At 35.2% G+C, this 22,971-nt stretch carries 23 protein-coding genes; 13 read left to right on the forward strand and 10 right to left on the reverse strand.

Annotated elements, in window-relative coordinates; all coding sequences use genetic code 11:
* The first annotated feature begins 63 nt into the window (after positions 1-63).
* Together lepB and H602_RS0108060 are read left to right on the forward strand one after the other, a co-directional pair.
* Positions 64-1,764: a signal peptidase I gene (gene lepB / locus H602_RS0108055; RefSeq protein WP_026977556.1), complete on the forward strand. Its 1,701-nt coding sequence runs from the start codon at positions 64-66 to the stop codon at positions 1,762-1,764.
* Positions 1,765-1,835: 71 nt separating this feature from the next.
* Positions 1,836-2,453 (forward strand): WbqC family protein, encoded by a 618-nt coding sequence (locus H602_RS0108060; protein WP_026977557.1) that lies wholly within the window; start codon positions 1,836-1,838, stop codon positions 2,451-2,453.
* Here the strand turns inward: H602_RS0108060 and H602_RS0108065 are convergent.
* From H602_RS0108065 to H602_RS0108090, 6 genes are all read right to left on the reverse strand, one after another.
* A complete protein-coding gene (locus tag H602_RS0108065; RefSeq protein ID WP_026977558.1) occupies positions 2,445-3,500 on the reverse strand; it encodes an endonuclease/exonuclease/phosphatase family protein in 1,056 nt (351 codons plus the stop codon). The two genes, H602_RS0108060 and H602_RS0108065, sit on opposite strands and share 9 nt — an antisense overlap.
* 18 nt (positions 3,501-3,518) lie before the next feature.
* The gene (locus tag H602_RS0108070) at positions 3,519-4,403 is read right to left on the reverse strand and encodes a rhomboid family intramembrane serine protease (RefSeq protein ID WP_026977559.1); all 885 of its coding nucleotides are present in this window, start codon (positions 4,401-4,403) and stop codon (positions 3,519-3,521) included.
* Between the two features lie 12 nt (positions 4,404-4,415).
* Positions 4,416-5,171 (reverse strand): rhomboid family intramembrane serine protease, encoded by a 756-nt coding sequence (locus tag H602_RS0108075; RefSeq protein ID WP_026977560.1) that lies wholly within the window; start codon positions 5,169-5,171, stop codon positions 4,416-4,418.
* Positions 5,171-7,030 carry a DNA mismatch repair endonuclease MutL gene (gene mutL, locus H602_RS0108080; protein WP_026977561.1) on the reverse strand — a complete coding sequence of 620 codons (1,860 nt, stop codon included), beginning with the start codon at positions 7,028-7,030 and terminating at the stop codon, positions 5,171-5,173. The genes H602_RS0108075 and mutL overlap by 1 nt, the downstream gene beginning before the upstream one ends.
* A 152-nt stretch (positions 7,031-7,182) precedes the next feature.
* A complete protein-coding gene (gene ribH, locus H602_RS0108085; RefSeq protein ID WP_026977562.1) occupies positions 7,183-7,758 on the reverse strand; it encodes a 6,7-dimethyl-8-ribityllumazine synthase in 576 nt (191 codons plus the stop codon).
* Between the two features lie 59 nt (positions 7,759-7,817).
* Positions 7,818-8,603 carry a tetratricopeptide repeat protein gene (locus H602_RS0108090; RefSeq protein ID WP_026977563.1) on the reverse strand — a complete coding sequence of 262 codons (786 nt, stop codon included), beginning with the start codon at positions 8,601-8,603 and terminating at the stop codon, positions 7,818-7,820.
* Positions 8,604-8,759: 156 nt separating this feature from the next.
* Between H602_RS0108090 and recF the strand changes: the two genes are divergently transcribed.
* From recF to gap, 9 genes are all read left to right on the forward strand, one after another.
* A complete protein-coding gene (gene recF, locus H602_RS0108095) occupies positions 8,760-9,839 on the forward strand; it encodes a DNA replication/repair protein RecF (protein ID WP_026977564.1) in 1,080 nt (359 codons plus the stop codon).
* Positions 9,840-10,015: 176 nt separating this feature from the next.
* A complete protein-coding gene (locus H602_RS0108100; RefSeq protein WP_026977565.1) occupies positions 10,016-10,684 on the forward strand; it encodes a DUF2461 domain-containing protein in 669 nt (222 codons plus the stop codon).
* A gap of 2 nt (positions 10,685-10,686) precedes the next feature.
* On the forward strand, positions 10,687-11,760 hold the full coding sequence (locus H602_RS0108105; protein WP_026977566.1) for a glycosyltransferase family 4 protein: 1,074 nt from the start codon (positions 10,687-10,689) through the stop codon (positions 11,758-11,760).
* Positions 11,761-11,827: 67 nt separating this feature from the next.
* A complete protein-coding gene (gene murB, locus H602_RS0108110; RefSeq protein WP_026977567.1) occupies positions 11,828-12,841 on the forward strand; it encodes a UDP-N-acetylmuramate dehydrogenase in 1,014 nt (337 codons plus the stop codon).
* A 136-nt stretch (positions 12,842-12,977) separates the two neighbouring features.
* The gene (locus tag H602_RS0108115) at positions 12,978-14,084 is read left to right on the forward strand and encodes a glycosyltransferase (protein ID WP_026977568.1); all 1,107 of its coding nucleotides are present in this window, start codon (positions 12,978-12,980) and stop codon (positions 14,082-14,084) included.
* Positions 14,075-14,626 (forward strand): RNA polymerase sigma factor, encoded by a 552-nt coding sequence (locus H602_RS0108120; protein WP_026977569.1) that lies wholly within the window; start codon positions 14,075-14,077, stop codon positions 14,624-14,626. The genes H602_RS0108115 and H602_RS0108120 overlap by 10 nt, the downstream gene beginning before the upstream one ends.
* Positions 14,627-14,976: 350 nt before the next feature.
* On the forward strand, positions 14,977-15,813 hold the full coding sequence (locus tag H602_RS0108125; RefSeq protein WP_026977570.1) for an energy transducer TonB: 837 nt from the start codon (positions 14,977-14,979) through the stop codon (positions 15,811-15,813).
* A 137-nt stretch (positions 15,814-15,950) separates the two neighbouring features.
* Positions 15,951-16,823: a lipoyl synthase gene (gene lipA / locus H602_RS0108130; RefSeq protein ID WP_026977571.1), complete on the forward strand. Its 873-nt coding sequence runs from the start codon at positions 15,951-15,953 to the stop codon at positions 16,821-16,823.
* Positions 16,824-16,849: 26 nt separating this feature from the next.
* Positions 16,850-17,860, forward strand: a complete 1,011-nt coding sequence (gap, locus tag H602_RS0108135) for a type I glyceraldehyde-3-phosphate dehydrogenase (RefSeq protein ID WP_026977572.1) — start codon at positions 16,850-16,852, stop codon at positions 17,858-17,860.
* A gap of 50 nt (positions 17,861-17,910) precedes the next feature.
* Here gap and H602_RS0108140 read toward each other — a convergent pair whose 3' ends face one another.
* Positions 17,911-18,723, reverse strand: coding sequence for a purine-nucleoside phosphorylase (locus tag H602_RS0108140; RefSeq protein WP_026977573.1), 813 nt, complete (start codon positions 18,721-18,723; stop codon positions 17,911-17,913).
* Between the two features lie 299 nt (positions 18,724-19,022).
* Between H602_RS0108140 and H602_RS0108145 the strand changes: the two genes are divergently transcribed.
* The gene (locus tag H602_RS0108145; RefSeq protein WP_026977574.1) at positions 19,023-20,171 is read left to right on the forward strand and encodes an amidohydrolase; all 1,149 of its coding nucleotides are present in this window, start codon (positions 19,023-19,025) and stop codon (positions 20,169-20,171) included.
* On the forward strand, positions 20,161-21,309 hold the full coding sequence (gene alr / locus H602_RS0108150; protein ID WP_026977575.1) for an alanine racemase: 1,149 nt from the start codon (positions 20,161-20,163) through the stop codon (positions 21,307-21,309). The genes H602_RS0108145 and alr overlap by 11 nt, the downstream gene beginning before the upstream one ends.
* Here the strand turns inward: alr and lpxK are convergent.
* The 3 genes from lpxK to H602_RS0108165 are packed head-to-tail and all read right to left on the reverse strand — an operon-like array spanning position 21,302 to position 22,926.
* A complete protein-coding gene (gene lpxK / locus H602_RS0108155; RefSeq protein WP_026977576.1) occupies positions 21,302-22,324 on the reverse strand; it encodes a tetraacyldisaccharide 4'-kinase in 1,023 nt (340 codons plus the stop codon). The genes alr and lpxK overlap by 8 nt on opposite strands.
* 3 nt (positions 22,325-22,327) lie before the next feature.
* The gene (locus H602_RS0108160; protein WP_026977577.1) at positions 22,328-22,609 is read right to left on the reverse strand and encodes a Txe/YoeB family addiction module toxin; all 282 of its coding nucleotides are present in this window, start codon (positions 22,607-22,609) and stop codon (positions 22,328-22,330) included.
* Positions 22,585-22,926: a DUF2683 family protein gene (locus H602_RS0108165; protein WP_026977578.1), complete on the reverse strand. Its 342-nt coding sequence runs from the start codon at positions 22,924-22,926 to the stop codon at positions 22,585-22,587. Before H602_RS0108165 ends, H602_RS0108160 begins: the two co-directional genes overlap by 25 nt.
* Positions 22,927-22,971: the final 45 nt, after the last annotated feature.

The following is a 22,971-nucleotide window of genomic DNA, read 5'->3' on the forward strand; positions in this document are numbered from 1 at the left end:
CTGCTTTTGTAACAAAAATTTTACTTTTTCTACCAATTAGAAAACGCAATAAAAAAATATATTATGACAATACTTCAATGGTTCATTTTCTTTTTAGCTCTACAAGTTATTCACTACTTAGCTACTTGGAAATTATATCAAAAAGCGGGTAGAAAACCTTGGGAAGCTGCTGTGCCAATTTACAATGCGATTGTTTTGATGAAGATCATCAACCGACCGACTTGGTGGACTATTTTACTTTTTATCCCCGTAATCAATTTGATTATGATTCCTGTGGTTTGGGTAGAAACGATTCGGAGTTTTGGAAAAAACACAACTTTGGATACCATTTTAGTTTTGGTAACCTTAGGGTTTTACATTTTTTACGTTAATTATACGCAAGATGTAACGTACATTCAAAATCGAAGTTTACACTCTACAAGTCAAGCAGGAGATACAGTTAGTTCATTATTGTTTGCAATAGTTGTAGCTACTTTGGTTCATACTTATGTAATGCAACCGTTTACAATTCCCACTTCCTCTTTAGAAAAATCTTTGTTAGTAGGTGACTTTCTTTTTGTAAGTAAATTTCATTATGGAGCTAGAACACCAATGACTACAGTTGCTGCTCCAATGGTCCATGATACCTTACCCTTTGTAGGCGTAAAATCCTATACCAAATGGCCTCAACTTCCGTATTTTAGATTCCCAGGATTGCAAGATATTAAAAGAAATGACATTGTAGTCTTCAACTGGCCAGTAGATACGGTATACCAATTTTTTGACCGCTCAGATCGAAAAGGAGTTTTAAAACCTATTGATAAAAAATCAAACTACGTAAAACGTTGTGTTGGAATTCCTGGAGATAATTTGTCCATAAAAGACGGAGCAATCTACATTGATGGAAAATTATTGGTTCTACCAGAACGGGCAAGACCACAATTTCATTACCGAGTAATTTTTAAAGAGCCAGTGTATGGAGCCGTTTTAGAGGAAAATAAATTAAATGAATATTTGCCTTATTACGCCATTTCGCGAACAATTTGGGACAAACCTGAAGTTAAAGAGTATTTGACTAACGGAAAAAGCACTACTTATTTATCTGAAGTAACGCGTGACAGCAGCATGGTAGTCGTTCACGGTACCATTACACAAGAGGATTTCACAAAACTCGGAATGAATTATTCTCAGTTGGCAGGAGAAATCAACATGACTGAGGAAATGAAAAATAAAATTGCAGCGGATCCTCGTGTTATCTCCGTTTCAAAAGTTATAAATTCAAAAGAAAAAAGCGTTTTCCCTCAAACAAGTGAATGGTCTATCGATAATTTTGGTCCAATTTATATTCCTGAAGAAGGAAAGCAAGTGACATTAACGGCTGAAAATATACCTTTATATAAAAGAATTATAGAAGTATACGAAGGCAATGATTTGCAGGTAAATGGCAACCAAATTTTAATAAACGGTCAAGCAGCTACCACATACACCTTTAAGCAAAATTATTACTGGATGATGGGAGACAATCGCCACCGCTCAGAAGATTCGCGTTATTGGGGTTTTGTTCCAGCTGATCACATCGTGGGAAAACCAGTACTTATATGGTTGAGTTTAGACCAAAATATACCTTGGAGTAAAGCTATAGATAAGATTCGTTGGGAACGTTTGTTTACAACTGTTGGAGGCGAAGGACAACCGTATTCATACTTTAAGTTTTTCTTAATTGCATTAGCCGCTTACTTTGGAATCACATTTTTTCTAAAGAAAAAGAGACAAAAATCTGCTTAAGACTATTTTACAACTAACAGAAACACAAAGCGGAATCAGTTCTGTTTTGTGTTTTTTTTTATCCTTTAAATATGGAAGTTTTATTACACCCTACCTACTTTCCTTCTATGAGTCATTTTGTGGCAATGGCAAATGCAGACAAAATCATTTTTGAAATGGAAGATAATTTTCAGAAACAGACCAACCGCAATCGAATGTACATTTACAGCCCAAACGGGTTGCAAATGCTTAATATTCCGGTAAAACATACAAATGCAGCTCATCAAAAAACGAGAGACATTCAGTTGGAAACTTCATTTGACTGGCAAAAACAACATTTTAAATCACTGGAAGCTGCTTATAGAAATTCACCATTCTTTGAGTTTTTTGAAGATGATATCCGACCTATCTTTGAAAAGAAACACACCTTTTTAATGGATCTTAATTTGCAAACTATTGAAATTATCTCTAAATGTTTGGGCTTGCAATTGGAAACACAACATACTTCCGAATTTATGAAAGAAACAAATTATACGGATTTTCGACATTTAGTGAACGGGAAAAAAGATACATCTATATTTGAATCCTATCCCCAAGTTTTTGAAGAAAAATATGAATTCATCACTAATTTAAGTGTCTTGGACGTATTATTTAATGAGGGAAGGCATGCGAAAAGCTACCTAAAAGCACAACAATTAGCACTACTCTAAATCTGCTGGACCTAAAACGGTCAAAATTGGAAAGTGATCCGAATCTACAATTTCAGGAAAATTATCAAAATATTTAACCTCGAAACGCTTGTCGACAAAGATATAGTCAATTCGAGCGGGGTAATATTTAAAGTCGTAACTCTTTCCAAATCCATTTCCTGCGGCTGCAAAACTGTCTTGTAAATCGCCGCGAATGACCCGATATACGTATGAAAACGCACTGTTATTCATATCACCACATATAATTATCGGATAGTGGGATTTACTTTTATGTTCGTGTAGAATTTCTGCTTGTTGTTGTTGTACTTTGAAAGCGGTACTCATTCGCTTTAACATTCGCTCCGATTTCTTTTGACTTATACCTTGAATGTCATCGTTAAGCTCATTTACATCGGGTGTGATTTTTATGGATTGCAAATGCATGTTGTATACTCGAACCGTATCTTTTTCGCGCTTGAGATCAGCAAAAATAACGTTGTTATTAGAGTTTGGAAAAATAATCTCTCCTGAATTTACGATCTTAAACTTAGAAAAAATAGCTTGACCCGTTTTAATTTTATTCCCTTTTGAAAGAATGTATTGGTACGGAAATTTGGAGTAATCAAAATCGGGTGCATTGGAGAATTCTTGGATGCAAAGAATGTCGGGATCTTTCGATTTTACAAAGTCCGATATCTCTATCGGAACCGTTCTTTTATCCGACCATTCAAACTTATTGAATAACCGCACATTGTAACTCATCACTTTTAGATCCGTTTTATCTTCCTCAAATGCACTACTTGAAAATCTGTAAAACTTGTTGATAAACGTAATTCCCAACAAAAGAACCAGACCAGATAGTAGTATTTGTCTTTTAAACTGAATGCCCCAATAGATAAAAAACAGAACATTTATAATCAACATCATGGGCAAAAACAAAGTCAAAACCGAAAGTAATGGGAAGGTCTTTGGCGCTAAAAATGGCAAAACATAACCTGCTATCGTCAATACAGTCAAGACTATATTAAGGAAAAACATTGTTTTATTAAACCACGATAATTTACGCATAGCTTTCTGATTTCTGTTTTATTTTCCGGCTCGAAATAAGAAGTCTTTCTCCTCTTTACTCAAACTGTCGTATCCGGAAGCACTGATCTTATCCAGTATTTCGTCTATTTGCTGTTGTGTCTTATCCTTTTTTACAATTCTACTTTCTGTAAAAGTTGGAGTAGGATTATAATTTTTATGCACTTTCTTGAATGGCGTACTTTGCTTTTTAGATTGAACTTTATTAGCGAAGAAATTAATAATTTTTGTAACTCCATCTGTTAAATCAGTTCCTTTACGAAGTAATGAGACAAAAAGATAACCAAAAAAAGCACCACCTAAATGTGCCAAATGTCCACCTGCGTTTGTACTTGGTAATTGAATTAAATCCAGTGCAATGACCACTACAGCGATGTGCCATAACTTAACTCTACCCACTAACATCAACCTAATTTCCATGTGTGGATTATACGTTACAGCAGCAAATAAAATAGCCATTATGGAACCTGACGCACCTACCAATGTAGAACTTGTATTTTGAAAAATCGGTAACACCAAGTAGCTTAATAGGTACACAAATCCAGCGAATATTCCACCTAAAATATACAAACCCAACAATTGCTTTTGATTAAAGTAGGTGATAAATAAACGAGTAGAAAAGTGCAACACAATCATGTTAAAGAACAAATGAAAAATTCCCGAATGAAAAACAGCGTACGTAATGATGGACCATGGTTTCCAAGCCAAGGAAGACGGCAAAGAATCCAAAGTAACATAGTAAAGATAATCTATATTTATACCGAACAAAGTCAATAATCCAAAGAAAATAGCAGGGATAGCAAATAACCCCACATTCCAAAAAATGAGTTGCTGTGCAATGCCACCGGTTCGGTATTGTAATTTTAAATCGTCAATAATACTCATACTCTACCTTTTTTAATTCCAACGATTGTTATTAAACTGCGTTTTTTTCCAATACCACATCATCAAAAACCCTGTCAATGCACCACCCAAATGCGCAAAATGTGCTATACCAGAACCACCGCTAAAGATTGCATCACCTTTAAAACCTAAGATTAAATCAATCAACAATATTCCAGGTACAAAATATTTTGCTTTAATTGGAATTGGAATAAACATTATACCCAATTCGGCATTTGGAAACATGTACGCAAAAGCAACCAGCAATCCATAAATAGCACCCGAAGCTCCAACAGCTGGTACTACAAAAGAACTTGCTAAGCTATTTACGCCGGCGTTTCCAATTACATCTTGCCAACGGCTATCAATATTACCCGCGTTTAGCAAACTATAAATATTAGTTTTTGAAAATCCTGCATCCGTCAGAAGATCTAATCCAGAATGGAACTCATAGTAATTTACACCTAAATGCAATAAGGCCGCTCCCAAACCACAAGAGATGTAAAAAAATAAAAACTTTTTCGGTCCCCAAAATGTTTCCAGAGCACTTCCAAAAGAATAAAGTGCAAACATATTGAACAAAATATGTGTGATATTTGGCATTTTTGCATGCATAAACATGTGTGTCAACGGCTGCCATACCTGAAACTTTGCGTTTTCAAAAAAGTAAAGTGAGAATAACTCATACACCTGATCCCCTAAAACTTGGGAACCAATGTAAAAAATAATATTTATAATCAATAACTGCTTAACAGTTGGTGTGATGTTCATCATATAGCAAATTTTTTATCTAAATCTTCAACACGTATCGTGATAAAAGTTGGTTTTTGGAACGGAGAAACATTGGGGTCTTTACAGGCAAAAAGTCCGTTGACCAAGTTTTCTTGTTCTTTTTCGGTTAAATAACTGCCGGTTTTTACGGCTAAACTTTTAGCCATTGATTTTGCAATAGAATCGTTTTGGCTGAAACTATTTTCTGGAATACCATCTTGTAAATCACTTAAAAGCTGTTCCAATAATATAGACACTTCACTTTCAATTACATTGACCGGAATTCCTGAAATTAAAATATAATCGTCTTGCGTTTCCTCAAAGACAAATCCAGTATTTGCTAAAGCTTCTTTCAACTCCGCAAACAAATGCATTTCATTTGACGAAAAATACAATCGCAGTGGAAATAATAACTGCTGACTGGAAGCATGATGAATGGTCATGTTGGATAAAAACTGTTCGTACAGAACACGTTGATGTGCCCGTTGCTGATCCACAATTACCATTCCCGATTTAATCGGATTGACAATATACTTTTTATGAATTTGATAGGTTTTATTTACCACTTTTTGCACATCCACATCATCAAAAAGTGAAGAAGTAACAGTTTCGCTTTCCATTTCCATCTCATCGGATTCTGGAAAAACGTCAACTGCCGAATTCAGACCAACATATAAACTTTCCCAACTTGGGCTGTTTCGTGTTGGCGTTCTGAAATTAGTTGCCGTAACTGAGCGTTCTGTCTGTTGATTCGAAAAAGGATTATAATTCCCATCCACCTGAATTGTTGGAAACGCACTTTCTCTATTCTTATATTCGTACGGGGTATCTAAATTGGCATCGCGGTCAAAATCCAAAACAGGTGCAACATTAAATTGTCCCAAACTGTGCTTGATAGAAGATCGCAAAATAGCGTACAATGCGTGTTCATCGTCAAATTTAATCTCCGTTTTTGTAGGATGAATATTAATATCAATAGAATGTGGCGGCACTTCGAGGTACAAAAAGTAACTCGGTTGACAACCGTCTTTCAACAAACCATCATACGCGGCAGTAACTGCGTGATGTAAATATCCACTTTTTATGTAGCGGTTATTTACAAAGAAAAACTGTTCCCCACGACTTTTTTTAGCAAATTCAGGTTTACTCACAAAACCTTTTATGGTTACAATTTCCGTGGTTTCTTCTACTGGAACCAACTTTTCATTGGTTTTTCCAGAAAAAATATTCACAATCCGTTGCCGTGAATTACTTGGAGGCAAATTAAACAATTCACTTCCGTTGTGGTAAAAGGTAAAATAAATATTGGGATGTGCCAAAGCTACACGCTGAAATTCATCCACAATATGGCGGTGTTCCACAAGATCCGATTTTAAAAAATTGCGTCGTGCAGGAATATTAAAAAATAAATTTTTGATGGCAAAAGAAGTACCTTTCGGCAAAACAGATAATTCTTGCGAAACCAATTTACTGCCTTCAATCACAATGTGATGTCCCAACTCTTCTTGATCTTGCTTTGTTTTCATTTCCACATGAGCAATTGCCGCAATGGATGCCAAAGCTTCGCCTCGGAAACCTTTGGTATGCAAGGAAAACAAATCTTCTGCCAGCCTTATTTTTGAAGTCGCATGACGCTCAAAACACAATCGCGCGTCTGTAACACTCATTCCTACGCCATTATCAATGACCTGAACCAGTGATTTACCAGCGTCTTTTATGATCAATTTAATGTCGGTTGCTTTAGCATCTACCGCATTTTCCAACAACTCTTTCACCACGGAAGCCGGCCTTTGCACTACTTCTCCAGCAGCAATTTGGTTGGCAACATGATCAGGAAGTAATTGGATAACGCTCGACATTAATGAAATTTTTAAGTTGATTTTTTTTAAACAAAGTGGTACAAATTTAACGATTTTATATCGGTTTGTTTCCCTTATGAAATCATAATTAAATTAAAAAACCTGTCACTTTGCAGCCACAGGTTTTAGAAATTCTGGAATAGATTTAAAACTTATAATTTTTCAATCTTTTTGACACTTTCTTCCAATAGGAGTTGATGATCCTCTATCATTTTACTACTGTGAAATTGGTAGCTAAAACTGGATTGATAACGCAGAAATGCCATTTTTATAGCAGCAATTGCCGCTTCGGTTCCTTTGTTTCCATGAATTCCTCCACTTCGATCAATAGATTGCTGTTCTGTATTATCCGTCAGAACACAGAAAATAACAGGAACATCAGACAAAACGTTTAAGTCTTTAATCCCTTGCGTCACGCCGTCACACACAAAATCAAAATGTTGGGTTTCGCCTTTAATCACACTCCCTATCACAATAACCACGTCAGGCTTTTGTGTCTCAATCATTTTTTTTGCACCATATACAAGTTCAAAACTTCCGGGAACATTCCAACGGATGATTTTTTCCTGAGAAGCACCACAATCTAAAAGTGCCGTAATTGCACCAGAGAAAAGGCCTTCAGTAATGTGGTGGTTCCATTCAGAAACAAGAATCCCAAACCGAAAATCTTTCGCGCTTGGGATTTTATTTTTATCGTAATTGGATAAATCTTTATTTGCAGTAGCCATTTTTGTTCGTTTTAAATTTCAGTCTAAAAGTAGTTAGAATATCTGAAAAGTAAAAGAATTTATTGTGCTAATCCGATCAAAGCATCAATTCCTTGTGCTTCAGTCGTTGCTTCATATTTTTCTTTGATATCTGTAAACAATTTCAATGCTTCTTCTTTATTTCCTAAAGTCAAAGCCGCTTTTCCTGCTTTTAAAGTAAAACGTGGTGTTGTAAATTCATTTTCATCTGATGAAGCTGCTTTTTTATAAAAATCTAAAGCTTCTTTCATTTGATTTTTTTGCGAATGCGCATCTCCAATTGCTCCAAATGCCAATGCTTTTAACATTACATCATCCGAACTAAATTTATCTAAATACGTAATTGCTTGATCAAATTTCCCCGTATTCAAATATGCCATTCCCGCATAATAATTAGCAAGATTTCCTGCTGCAGTTCCAGAGTATTCATCAGCAATTTTGATAAACCCTAATTTACCTTCGGCACCGTTTAAAGCTAAATTGTATAGCGAATCAGATGCAGTACCTTGCGTAGCTGCGTCAAAATTCTTTTGTGCTACATACATTTCATTCGTTGCATCTACCTCATTTGGCTCTACTACAAATTTTGCATAAAGCATGTAAACAATAGCAGCAACTGCTAAAACACCTACAATACCTAAAATTAATTTTTGATTTCTAGCAACAAAATCTTCAGTACGGGAAGCAGACTCGTCCAAAGAATTAAAGACTTCAGCTGTTGTACTGTCGTTTGCATCAATAGCAACATCATTATCAGCAAATTGATCCTCAATTTTATCTTCCTTTGGTTTAGGTGCTTTGTATCCTCTTTTATTATACGTTGCCATTTAGTTTTAATTTAGTGAGGTGCAAAAATAAAATTTTTATTGATATTTGAAAGGAGTTTCCATTGATATTTTTTAATATTTTAAAACCGCTCTAAAAATACCATCATTTTTTTGTTACTTTACAGCAAATTTCTTCCTAAAAGTAGGCTTTTTACAATGTATTTAAAAAAATTATCCCTCTTCAATTATAAAAATTTTTCTGAAATTGATTTCGATTTTGACCCAAAAATCAACTGTTTTGTGGGCAAAAATGGAATTGGCAAGACCAATGTACTTGATGCCATCTACCATCTTGCCTTCGGAAAAAGTTATTTTAATCCTTTAGCAGTTCAAAATATCCGTCATGGCGAAGAATTCTTTGTCGTAGACGCCGAATTTTCTAAACAAGATCGTACGGAACAAATTTTGTGCAGTTTAAAAAAAGGCCAGAAGAAAATTTTAAAGCGAAATGGAAAGTTATACGAGAAGTTTTCAGATCATATCGGCTTTATACCTTTAGTTATTATTTCGCCAGCCGATCAAGATCTAATAATTGAAGGTAGCGAAACACGTCGAAAATTTATTGACAGCGTCATTTCTCAATTGGACGCACCATATTTGCAACAACTGATTCAATACCAGAAAATTATCAGCCAAAGAAATGCTTTACTGAAATATTTTGCTCTAAATCATGTTTTCGAGCAAGATACTTTAAGTATATATAATGAGCAATTGACTCATTTGGGGCAAATTATTTTTGAAAAAAGAAAAAGTTTCATCGAAGCCTTTATTCCTATTTTCAAAAAACACCATCATGCCATTACAGGTTCGGCAGAACAAGTGCGATTGGTGTACGAAAGTAGTTTGCACCATGCTGATTTGCTGCAACTTTTACAAGAAAATCTCGGCAAAGACCGTGCATTGCAATACACTAGTGTTGGAATTCATAAAGACGATTTACTTTTTGAAATTGACGAGTTTCCAATTAAAAAATTCGGGTCGCAAGGACAACAAAAGTCGTTTCTAATTGCGTTGAAATTAGCGCAATTTGAATTTGTAAAAAAAGAAAGTGGCGAAAATCCCATTTTACTTTTTGACGACATTTTTGACAAATTGGACGAAAGTCGTGTTGAAAAAATCATTAAAATGATTGACGATGAGCAGTTTGGACAATTGTTTATTTCCGACACACATCCAGAACGCACCGAAAACATCATTAAATCTGCCAATCAGACTTATCGAATATTTAACCTTTAAATCAGAAGAAATCACTAATTTTACTTTTTAATGGTTGCAAATTTTAGACAGTATCAAATATTACAAATGCATTCTTGACTCATATTTTACACAAGTATCTTTGAGTAAGCATAAATTAAAGTAAGGTTTGTAAGTCAAAATAAAGTGAACGCAATAGCTTTGATAAAAAATATAACATGCTTTCAAAAGAATCTTTACAATTTATAGACGACTTAACGCTGAATAATAACCGCGATTGGTTTTTGGACAATAAGAAACGGTACGATACATTTAAAGCCGATTATCAAAATCTTGTGGCCGACTTTTTAGAAGCCATGAAACCTTTAGATCCTTCCTTAGAATTGTTGGAAGTAAAAAATTGCACGTTTAGAATCAACCGTGACATTCGATTTTCTAAAGACAAAACTCCGTATAAAAATCACTTGGGCGTTTGGATGTCGTCTGGTGCAAAAGGTTCCAATCGGGCGGGATATTACATTCATATTGGTAAAACAGAAAGTTTTTTAGCTGCAGGTTGTTATTCGCCAGAAGCAGATGACTTGAAAAAAATCAGGAAGGAAATTGCATTTTTCTACGAAGATTTGGAAGAAATTGTAAATGAAAAATCATTCAAGACTATTTTTGGGGCTTTAGACACGACCAACAGTTTAAAAAACGCGCCAAAAGATTACGAAAAAGACCATGTAGCTATTGAATTTCTAAAATTAAAAAGCTTTGTGGCTACACAAAAATTTGATTATAAAGAAGCAACGAAACCAAATTTTGTAAAAGACACCGTTGCAAAACTCATCGTTTTAAAACCGCTTAATGATTTCATCAATCGAGCGTTGACTACCGAAGAATAGTCATGCAGAAGCGAAAAATCCTTTTTCTAGGCGAAACTTACCGAGCCGACGCCATAACATGGATGAATGGATTGAAGGAATATGGCAATTTTGAAATCATTACTTGGGAATTGCAAAATTCGAGTAAAAGCAAAATCAAACGGATTTTCAGGTTTGCTGAGTTTTATCTTTCGCTATTTAAAATCAGACAACTTATAAAAAAAGAGCTTCCCGATATGGTCATTGCAGAAAGAACCACAAGTTACGGTTTTCTGGCAGCCATTTCAGGAATGCACCCGATTGCCATTGCTCAACAAGGAAAAACCGATTTGTGGCCCGAAAATTCCATTTCAATTCATCTCAAAAGATGGTTGCAAAATTACGCATTCAAAAACGCCGATCTGATTCACGCTTGGGGTCCGATTATGGCTGCACACATGAAACGAGTAAATGTGGACATGCGTAAAGTTTTGGTTTTACCAAAGGGAATTAATTTGAAACACTTTGAATTTCAAGCAAACCTCAAGAATTCCGATAAAATAACTGCTATTGTCACTCGTTCCCTACTTCCAGAATACCGCCACGAAATTATTTTAAAGGCTTTCGCCAAAATGAATCAGCAGAAAATAAATTTTGAATTGATAATTGTGGGCGATGGCACTCAAAAAAGCAATTTAGAACAATTGGCTGCAGCATTACAGATTTCAGATAAAGTTTCTTTTGTAGGAAGAGTTGAAAACACCTTGCTACCAAAACTGTTACAAGAATCCGATTTTTATATCAGCATGCCAAATACGGAAGGCGTATCGGCCTCTTTATTTGAAGCCATGGCTTGTGGCTGCTATCCAATTGTGACTAATATTGAAGGAAACCAAAGCTGGATTGAGCATCGCAAAAACGGACAGTTAATTGCCATAGATGATGCAAATCATTTGGCAGAAGAACTTATTTGGGCTTTTCACAATCCAGAATTTAGAATAAAAGCGGTGCATGAAAATCGACAATTTATTGAAGAAAAAGCAAATTACAGCTCAAATATGAAAGTAATTTCAGAGCAGTACCATCAACTTATTACCGATTTTCAAGCTAAAAAATAAAAGGATTTTTGATTTGAAAGTAGTTTAATTGCATTAAATTTGACCTTTAAAATTCACGTCTGCAATTATGGATATCCTTCAACATTTTTCACTAAAAAATCACAATACATTTGGCATTGAAGCAAAGGCAAAAGAATTTGTTGCCGTTCATTCGGTGGATCAATTGCGCAGCGTTTTGCAGGAAAATAAGACAAAAAAGAAATTTATTTTAGGAGGCGGAAGTAACATGTTGTTAACTAAAGACATTGATGCGTTGGTTATTCACGTGGATTTAAAAGGCAAAAAAGTCATTAAAGAAACCGAGGACCATGTATGGGTGGAAAGTCAAGCCGGTGAAAATTGGCATGAATTTGTGCTCTTTACATTGAATCTTGATTTTGGAGGATTGGAAAACATGTCGCTAATTCCAGGCAATGTAGGTACGACACCTGTCCAAAATATTGGTGCTTATGGAACCGAAATTAAAGATACGTTTGCATCTTGCGAAGCCATGAACATGGACACGCAGGAAATGAAAACCTTTACACTTTCCGAATGTAATTTTGGCTACCGCGAAAGTATTTTTAAACAAGAATTGAAAGATCAATACATTATTACCTCTGTAGTTTTTAAATTAACTAAGAGAAATCACGCTATCAAAACCTCTTACGGCGACATTATTGCCGAATTAGCCAATCAAAATGTGACTGAACCCACTTTAAAAGACGTCAGTAATGCGGTAATTGCGATTCGAAAAAGTAAACTTCCCGACCCGAAAGAATTGGGAAACAGTGGTAGTTTTTTCAAAAATCCGATTGTGTTGAAAACTGAATTTGAACCCATTCACGCTAAATTTCCAGAAATGAAATTTTACGAAGTTTCAGAAACAGAGGTAAAAGTTCCTGCAGGTTGGCTTATTGAACAATCCGGATTTAAAGGAAAGCGATTTGGCGATGCGGGAATTCATAAAAATCAAGCACTTGTTTTGGTAAATTATGGAAATGCAACGGGACAAGAAATTCTAGCCGTTTCAAGAGACATTCAGCAAACGGTTTTTAAGAAATTTGGCATTCGGATTGAGGCGGAAGTGAATGTGATTTAAAAATATTTAAAATTAGCACCTTAAATCGAGTTTCAAAAAGCATTTTGAATACTCCACAAAATGTTTTTAAAAAGCCGTATTTTACATTAAACTTTTACCTACTTTTGCACCCGATTTTAACCAGTGGAAAAACATGATATTAACTGTACTTTTTTGGATTTTTGTAGCTGTTGTTGCAATTCAATTTTTGTATTACATCGTGATTTTTGGTAAGTTTTCTTTTGTCAAAGCAAAGCAAAACAACCTGAAAAAAATTCCGATTTCTGTAATCGTATGTGCTAAAAACGAGGCAGAAAATGTAGTTAAATTCATTCCTTTACTCGCACAACAAAACTACCCGGATTTTGAAATTATCTTAATTGATGATGCTTCAAGCGATAACACACTAGATATTTTTGAAGAATTTGAAAAGCAATATGCCAACGTCAAGTTGGTCAAAGTAGAAAACAACGAAGCTTTTTGGGGAAATAAAAAATTCGCATTAACACTTGGAATTAAAGCGGCAACAAAAGAGTATTTACTTTTCACTGATGCCGATTGCTATCCCAATTCCACCAATTGGATTGCAGAAATGAGTTCACATTTTACCATGCAAAAAACCATTGTTTTAGGGTATGGCGCTTACGAGAAAATTCCAAAATCATTTCTCAATAAAATCATTCGATTTGAGACATTTTTAACTGCGGTTCAATACTTATCGTGGGCTCGCGCTGGACAACCGTATATGGGAATTGGTAGAAACATGGCGTACAAGCGAGAAGAATTTTTCAATGTGAACGGCTTTATTGACCACATGAAAATTCGGTCAGGAGACGATGATTTATTTATCAATCAAGCAGCCAACCGAAAAAACACTACCGTATGTTATACGCCAGAAAGTTTTACTTACTCTGAACCAAAAACAACTTTTGGCGAATGGTTTACGCAAAAAAGAAGACACGTTTCAACCGCTTCGTATTATAAAACGTTCGATAAAATGCAATTGGGACTTTTCTTCTTGACGCAATTGTTGACATTTATTTTACCTATTGTTTTACTGATTTTTCAATTTCAATGGATTGCAGTGGTAAGCTTGGTGGCATTCCGTTATTTATTTTCTTGGATTTCACTTGGTTTTGGCGCGGGAAAATTAAATGAAAAAGATGTCATGTTTTGGTATCCCATTATCGAAATTGTGCTTATCTTCACACAACTAAATATCTTCATTACCAATCTCTTTTCGAAACCCGTAAATTGGAAATAAAAACTAGAATAGAAAAAGCAAAAAATGGCGATCAAATTGCCTTCACTTTTTTGTTGGATCATTATTGGAATGAGGTCTATGGTTTTATGCTCAAACGTACTGAGAATGAAACCGATGCAGAGGATATTACCATTGAAACGTTTGCAAAAGCCTTTGACAAAATCAGCAATTACAATCCTGAATTTCAGTTCAATACATGGCTTATTGCTATAGCAAAAAACGTGCATATTGATTTATTACGCAAAAAAAAATCATCTTTATTTGTAGAAATGACCGAAGCGGAAGATTACCAAGCCTACAATATTGCCGACTCCACTCCTTCTGCAGAAGACGAATTGATTACCGAACAAAATTTATCGCAATTACTACTTTACATCAAGGAATTAAAACCGCACTACCAAGAAGTCATTCAGTTGCGGTATTTTCAAGAACTTACATATCAAGAAATTTCCGATAAAATCCAAGAACCTTTAAGCAACGTTAAGATTAAATTACTACGTGCAAAAAAGCTATTAGCAGAAATTATCAAAGACCACCGCTAAGATTATTTGGAACGAATGGCTTAGGCTGTTCATTGCGAGTTTTGAAGCAATCTTTTCCATATTCCTTACTTCCAAATCCTCAAATGATTGATTCGTACTTCGCAAGGACATCGGGAATATTATCCTTCCTGTCAGGGCTATAATTATTTTGTAGGTGCTCCGAAATACTTACAATTTTAGCGCAAAAAGGCTAACAACTATCTCCAAAAAATACTACTTATATCCTAAATTTACCCGATATTCAAGTTATTTGATGTTCGTACGCAATAAACACAACAGCAATTGCGTTAAAACTATAAATAATCCATTTGTCATGAAACACTTCTACTTTAACCCTAATTTATTTTACCATGACAAATCAAAGCATTTTCAGCAATCAATGGATTGACCTTGTTTTTGAAAACCGTAACAAGGACTATGGAGCGTACCAGCTGCGTCAAGAAAATCCAAAAACTACTTTAATAGCATTAGGAATTGGCTGTTTGCTACTCACATTTGCAGCATCACTTCCTATGATAATGAACCTATTTGGAACACCTACTGCAGCAGCTGTAGTACATGGTCCAATTATTACTCCTATAGAAATGTCTTCTCTTGTGTACCCGCCAGAAAAACAACCAGAAACTAAAGCGGTAGCTCCTCTAATTCAAAAGAAAAACAACAAAACTAAGCCGGAAGTCAATAAGTCCAATTTAATCGATCCAAAAATTACCAATGCACAAAACGCTACAACTGAAATTGCTACTAATGACGAAGCACATGAACCTTATGCAGAACCAATTGATGGAGCAATACAAGGTGCTGAAGACAGTGGTGTAAAAGGTGGAACAAAAACTACTCCTGATTCAGGTAGAGCAGAAAATGATGGCGGTGTGGTTATTACCGCTGTTTTAGATAAACAGCCTGCCTTTCCTGGAGGCATGAATAATTTCTACACCTATGTAGCCAAAAATTTCAGAGCACCTGAGTCAGAATTATCCAAAACTATTAAGGTCTACGTTTCTTTTGTAATCGAAAAAGATGGCACAATGACCGACATTCAAGTCATCAGAAATCCTGGCTTTGGTTTAGACAAAGAAGCCATCCGCGTATTGAAAAACCTAAAAACCAAGTGGTATCCAGGAATTTTAAATGGAAAACCAGTTCGTACATCATATAATTTACCCATTGTAGTAGAACGAAATTAGTGAAACTCCAAATTAAATAGAAACCGCAGTAATTATAATTGATGCGGTTTTGCTTTTGGAATCATTTAGTATTTTGTTTTGTTTAAGGAAGTTTTAAAATCTATATATGTATCTTTGTACCTTCAAAAAATGTACCCATGGAAACCGTTTTAGAATCAAATATACTTCCAACAGGAAAACCAAAATGGCTGAAGGTAAAATTACCTATCGGCAAAAAATATACTGAACTTAGAGGATTAGTGGACAAATATTCTTTAAACACCATTTGTACTTCGGGAAGTTGCCCGAATATGGGTGAGTGTTGGGGAGAAGGAACTGCAACTTTCATGATTTTGGGTAATACGTGTACCCGTTCATGTGGATTTTGTGGCGTAAAAACCGGTAGACCGGAAACCGTAGATTGGGATGAACCTGAAAAAGTGGCTCGATCTATTAAAATCATGAACATCAAACACGCGGTAGTAACGAGCGTGGATCGAGATGATTTAAAAGATGGTGGATCCATCATTTGGATTGAAACTGTAAAAGCCATTCGACGTATGAATCCAACTACAACGTTAGAAACACTAATCCCTGACTTTCAAGGAATAGAAAGAAACATAGACCGGATAGTTGAAGCCAACCCAGAAGTGGTTTCTCATAATATGGAAACCGTTAGACGTTTGACGCGCGAAGTACGCATTCAAGCCAAATACGATAGAAGTTTAGAAGTATTGCGTTATTTGAAAGAAAAAGGCATTAGAAGAACTAAGTCTGGAATTATGCTAGGTTTAGGCGAATTAGAAGAAGAAGTCATTCAAACTTTACATGATTTACGTGCTGCAAATGTGGATGTGGTTACGATCGGGCAATATTTGCAACCGAGTAAAAAACACCTTCCCGTAAAAGAATACATAACGCCAGACCAATTTGCCAAGTACGAAAAAATTGGTTTAGAATTGGGCTTTCGCCATGTGGAAAGTGGTGCATTAGTGCGTTCTTCTTACAAAGCACAAAAACATATTCTATAAATTTTAGTTTTGAATTCTATACTTAAATGAGTACAAAAACAAAAATTGCCATCAATGGTTTTGGAAGAATTGGTCGGAATTTATTTCGCCTTTTACTAAATCATCCAACTATTGAGGTAGTAGCCATTAATGATATTGCCGATAAAAGAACAATGTCGCATTTAATTAAATACGACAGTATTCACGGCGTTTTGCCTTACAAATGTAGTTTTGATGAAGAGGCTATTATTGTAGACGGAATCTCTTATTACTTTTCTCACGAGAAAAAAATTCAAAATTTACCCTGGAAAAAACATGCGGTTGATATTGTGATTGAATGTACAGGCAAATTCAAAACTTTTGAAGAGCTTAACGTGCATATTTCGGCTGGAGCCAAAAAAGTAATACTTTCCGCTCCTTCCGAGGATGATGCTATAAAGACAGTTGTTTTAGGCGTTAATGATTCCATTTTGGACGGAACTGAAACCATTATTTCCAATGCAAGTTGCACGACAAACAACGCCGCTCCAATGCTGAAAGTTATTAATGAACTGTGTGGAATTGAGCAAGCATATATCACTACGGTACATTCGTATACCACAGATCAGAGTTTACATGACAAGCCTCACAAAGATTTACGACGTGCTCGTGGCGCAAGTCAATCTATTGTACCTACTACAACTGGAGCTGCAAAGGCATTGACTAAAATATTTCCTGAATTTGAGGGGAAAATTGGTGGAAGTGGCATCCGCGTTCCTGTTCCAGATGGTTCCCTGACAGATATTACGTGTTACGTAAAAAAAGAGGTTTCTATTGAAGAAATCAACCAACGCTTTAAAGAAGTTTCAGAAAATGAATTGAAAGGTATTTTAGCCTACACAGAAGACCCAATCGTCTCTGTCGATATTATTGGCAATCAAAATTCCTGTGTTTTTGATGCACAATTGACTTCCGTTTTAGCAAAAATGGTTAAGATTGTAGGTTGGTATGATAATGAAATCGGATATTCATCCCGAATAATCGACTTAATTGAAAAAATTTCTGTTGATAAAAATTAAATCATCTCCATTTTTATAAAAGAAAGGACTTCTAATTGAAGTCCTTTTTTTTAGTATTTTTTTATCAGCTCGCCAATCAACTTTCGTACATGCGGTTCCGCGTTTTTAGCTGCTTCTAAAACTTCAGCATGCGTTATGGTTTCAATACTTTCTGCATTTCCCATATCAGTAATAACAGAAACACCAAAAGTTTCTAAATCCATGTGTCTTGCAACAATAACTTCTGGAACGGTTGACATTCCAACGCAATCTGCACCTAATTTCTTTACCATACCGTATTCGGCAAGCGTTTCAAAAGTAGGTCCTTGCAAGCCCAAATAAATACCATCCTCCACTTGGATTCCAGAATTACTAGCAATTTCTTTAGCTTTTGCAATCATTTTCCTTGAAAAAGGTTCGCTCATATTTACAAATCTCGGCCCTAAACGATCGTCGTTTTTTCCTCTTAAAGGATGTTCCGGCATCATATTAATTTGATCATGTAAAATTACTATTGAACCCACTTTATATTTTGGATTCACACCTCCTGAAGCGTTGGAAACAATCAATTTCTCAACACCCAAATATTTCATAACTCGAACAGGAAAAGTCACTTGCTTCATATCATATCCTTCGTAGAAATGAAAACGACCTTGCATGGCTACAACATTCTTCGTCCCAATCTTTCCAAAAACCAAAGCACCTTGATGACCTTCTACGGTTGAAACGGGGAAATTTGGAATTTCAGTGTACGGAAGCGTAAACTCAATTTTCATATCATCCGTAAAGCTCCCCAATCCTGAACCTAATATTACCCCATATTCTGGTGCAAAACCAGTTTTATCTTTAATATATTTTACTGTTTCTTGAATTTTCTCCCACATAATTTTAAATTTTTATTGAACATCATCACATTAAAATGACCAACCAAAGTTAACGATAATTGCGATTAAAACAGCCTATTTTCCAAAGAAGTCCTTAAATGCAGGGGAAAATTATACTTCTTTTTCTATATTTGTGAATAACGACTTTTTTTACAATTGCTTTAGCAAAGTAAAAGTGCATAATGCGAGTCTTCCCCAAGAATTATTCTGTTTTTAAAAAGTGGACGTCGAATCGTTTTCTTAAAAACAAACTTAAGTTTCCGAATCACACTTAAAATAGAATCTCTATCTAATAAAATATGCAAAAAGAAACCATACAGAAACTCACACAATTACGACATACCTTACATCAAAATCCTGAACTTTCAGGTTTAGAATTTAAAACCTCGGAACGAATAATTTCCTTTTTAAAAAATTACAATTCTACAGAAATACTACATCCGATTGGCGACACAGGCATAATTGCTGTTTTCAAGGGAACAAATGCAGGTCCGTCGACTTTAATTCGTTGTGAATTGGACGCTTTGCCTATTCAAGAAATCAACGAATTCAATCATAAATCAGCTATCGATGGTGTTTCCCATAAATGTGGACACGACGGACACATGGCGATTTTATGTGGTCTTGCGACTTTAGTATCAAATGCAAATGCTTTTGATGGAACTGTTTATTTATTATTTCAACCTGCCGAAGAAGATGGCGAAGGAGCGAAAAAAGTACTAAATGACCCGATTTTTAAAAATATTAAGCCTGATTTTGTTTTTGCATTACACAATTTACCAGGCTTTCCTTTAGGTAAAGTTGTGATTAAAAATCAAACTTTTTCTTGTGCTGTAAACAGTATGATTATCGAACTTTCCGGAAAAACGGCACATGCTGCAGAACCAGAAAACGGGACAAATCCTGCATTGGCGATTTCGGAAATTATTACAGAATTCAATTCCAAAATTCAATCTGATATTTCACTGGAAAGTTTTTGCTTAATTACTCCTATTTATATCAATATGGGTAAGAAAGCGTACGGCGTTTCGGCTGGATTTGGTGAAATTCACTTTACGGTTCGTAGCAATAGTAATAAAAATATGGATCGAATTGAAGGTGAATTAATCAAGGCGGTTAATAAAATTGCTCAATCACATCAATTAATTACTAAAATTAGTTGGACACAACAGTTTCGAGCCAATGAAAACAACACCGAAGCGGTTTCTTACATTCGAAAAGCTGCGAAAATAAACGGTTTTGATTTATTTGAAAAAGAATCACCGTTCAGTTGGGGTGAAGATTTCGGTTTGTTTACCGAGCATTTTCCGGGTGCAATGTTTGGCTTAGGTGCGGGAGAACATGTGCCTTCTTTACACAATCCCGACTATGATTTTCCCGACGAATTAATCGCAACGGGTGCCAAAATGTTTTATCAAATAATTAAAGAAATCCACAATGCACACTAATTCTCATATAGAAATCAGTCAGAAAGCGCTGCAAAACAACATCAATTTTCTAAGAAAAACTTTTGGTAAAAAAATCATTCTTTCATCTGTCATTAAAGGAAATGCATATGGACACGGCATTCCACAATTTGCTCGAGCGGCCTACAATTGTGGCGTGAACCACTTTTCTGTTTTTGATGCAGATGAAGCGCGAGCCGTTAGAAATGAACTACAAAATAATGTGGAAGTTATGATTATGGGTTTTGTCTCTGAAACGGATGTGGCTTGGGCAATTGAAAATAATGTCTCGTTCTATGTTTTTGATAAAATCAGGTTGCAAAAAACCATCAAAGTTGCGAAGAAATTACAAATAAAAGCACGGATTCATATAGAAGTTGAAACAGGAATGAACCGAACCGGCTTTGAAAAGAGGGAACTCACTTGGGTTGCAAAAATGCTAAAAGAAAATGCAGCAGATTTATTTTTTGAAGGACTCTGTACCCATTATGCTGGAGCCGAAAGTGTGGCAAATCTTTCTCGAATTAAAAGTCAAATTGCTAATTTTTCGGATATTGAAGAAATTTTCAAAAAGGAAAATTTGCAACCAAAGATTAGACATACCGCATGTTCAGCCGCTTCAATGATGTTTCCAGATACGAGAATGGATCTGGTTCGTATCGGGATTATGCAATACGGACTGTGGTCGAGTCCGGAAGTTTTTGTGAATTATTTGAATGAAAATAACCTTACGAAAGACCCATTGCAACGCATCATTTCATGGAAAAGCGAAGTGATGAGTGTCAAAAAAATCAAACCTGGTGATTATGTAGGGTATGGAACTAGCTTTATGGCTTCTGAGAAAATGAAAATCGCAGTGGTTCCTGTGGGTTATTCACATGGATATAGTCGGTCATTGAGTAATCTCGGTCGCGTTTTGATTAACGGAAGACGGTGTATGGTTATTGGTACAGTGAATATGAATATGTTAACTGTAAATGTCACTGAATTAGAGGATGTAAAGAAAGGCGACGAAGTAGTTTTAATTGGAAATCAAGAAGATATTTCGATTTCAATTGCGTCATTTAGCGACTTTAGTAATACCTTAAATTACGAGTTATTGACACGATTGGATAAAGGAATTCCGAGAAAAATTATTTAGTTGGAAATTCTTCAATAAAATTTAAAATCGATTTATCAAATACATTTGCATCTCCCATAAACTCGCTTTTTATGGGCAAATAAAACAATTGTTCTTTGGAAAATTTATCTGCAATTCGCACATAATCCTTCTCCGTTGTAACAATTATTTTGTTGTTTGCCTTGGCTTTAATTTCCAAAATCTCAGCTTCTGAAAAATCATGATGGTCTGGAAATTTTAAAACTGCATCGCCTTCTTTTTTCAAATAATTGAAAAACGGTTCAGGTTTTGCAATTCCTGCAAGATGTACTTTATCCTTTTTTTGAATTTCATCAACAGAGATTTTTGCACTTTCTGAAAAAACAAAATTGTCATAATTTATTGAGGTAAAAAATAACTTTTGATTGGAATTCAAATTTAATTTCGACTTTATTTTACTTTTTTCGTCAAGCGAAATTGTGTCAGGACATTTGGTTACGATAACTATTTTGGCACGATGGGCTCCACTTCTACTTTCGCGCAAATTTCCCGTTGGCAACATAAAATCGTCACAATATAAATCACTATAAGCTGTCAATAAAATATAGAAATCTGCTTTTACTTTTCGATGTTGAAAAGCGTCGTCGAGTAAAACAATTTCAGGTGGATTTTTTTGTGCTAGTAATTGCTGAATTCCATTCGTTCGGTTGGCGTCAACAGCCACTTGAACTTGCGGGAATTTTTTATAATATTGAAACGGTTCATCACCTAAAACTTCTGCATTTGAATCTGCATCTGCTAATACAAAACCTTCCGACTTTCTTTTATAACCACGACTTAAAGTGGCGACCTTATAATTTTCAGAAAGTAATCGGATTAAATATTCAATTTGAGGTGTTTTTCCGGTTCCACCAACGCTTAAATTTCCAACAGCAATAACTGGAATAGCAAAGGATGTTGATTTCAAAATACCTTTGTCAAAACAGAAATTTCTGAATGAAGTAATGAAATCATACAAAATAGCGAAAGGAAAAAGGAGTATGCGGAGGAATTTCATAAATTATTTATCGGTGTAATGACCCATGGCGGAAATAACTTCTACTAAAACCAAATTTTCATTAACAGAATAGATTATTCTATCCTTTGAATTAATTCTGCGGGACCAAAAATCTGTTAGATTGTGTTTTAATTTTTCTGGATTGCCAACTCCTTCAAATGGATGAATTGTGAGCTCCACGAGAATTTTACTTAATTTAGTTAACGTTTCTTTATCTCCTGCCTTATAATGCAAAGCCATTTGCTTTTTTGCAGAATCGGTTACTTCAAGCCTAAACTTCCCCATATGTCATTTGGATCAATTACAGTCCTGCTTTTACTTTTTGCCGAATCCAAAACCATTTTTACAAATTCAGGATTATATGGACTTTCTTCAGAATCCAATTTTTCTTTGATTTCCTTTTTAGTCTTTCGAATCGATTTATATTTTGCAGCGTTTTCAGCCACGGAATTTATATCAGTTATAAAACGATTTTTTATTGGCTCGCCATCGATTGCAGTGAGTTGCACATCACCTTCTTCTGAATACATAGCTTCTATAAACTCAAAAAAAGCTATACCTTTCTTGGAGTGTTCATCGACTTTTATTGTGAGCGTTTTCATAACCATCTTCTTTGATTTACAAATATACAAAAATCGTTCAACTTA

It is taken from the genome of Flavobacterium tegetincola DSM 22377, from assembly GCF_000425485.1.
Lineage (GTDB): Bacteria > Bacteroidota > Bacteroidia > Flavobacteriales > Flavobacteriaceae > Flavobacterium > Flavobacterium tegetincola.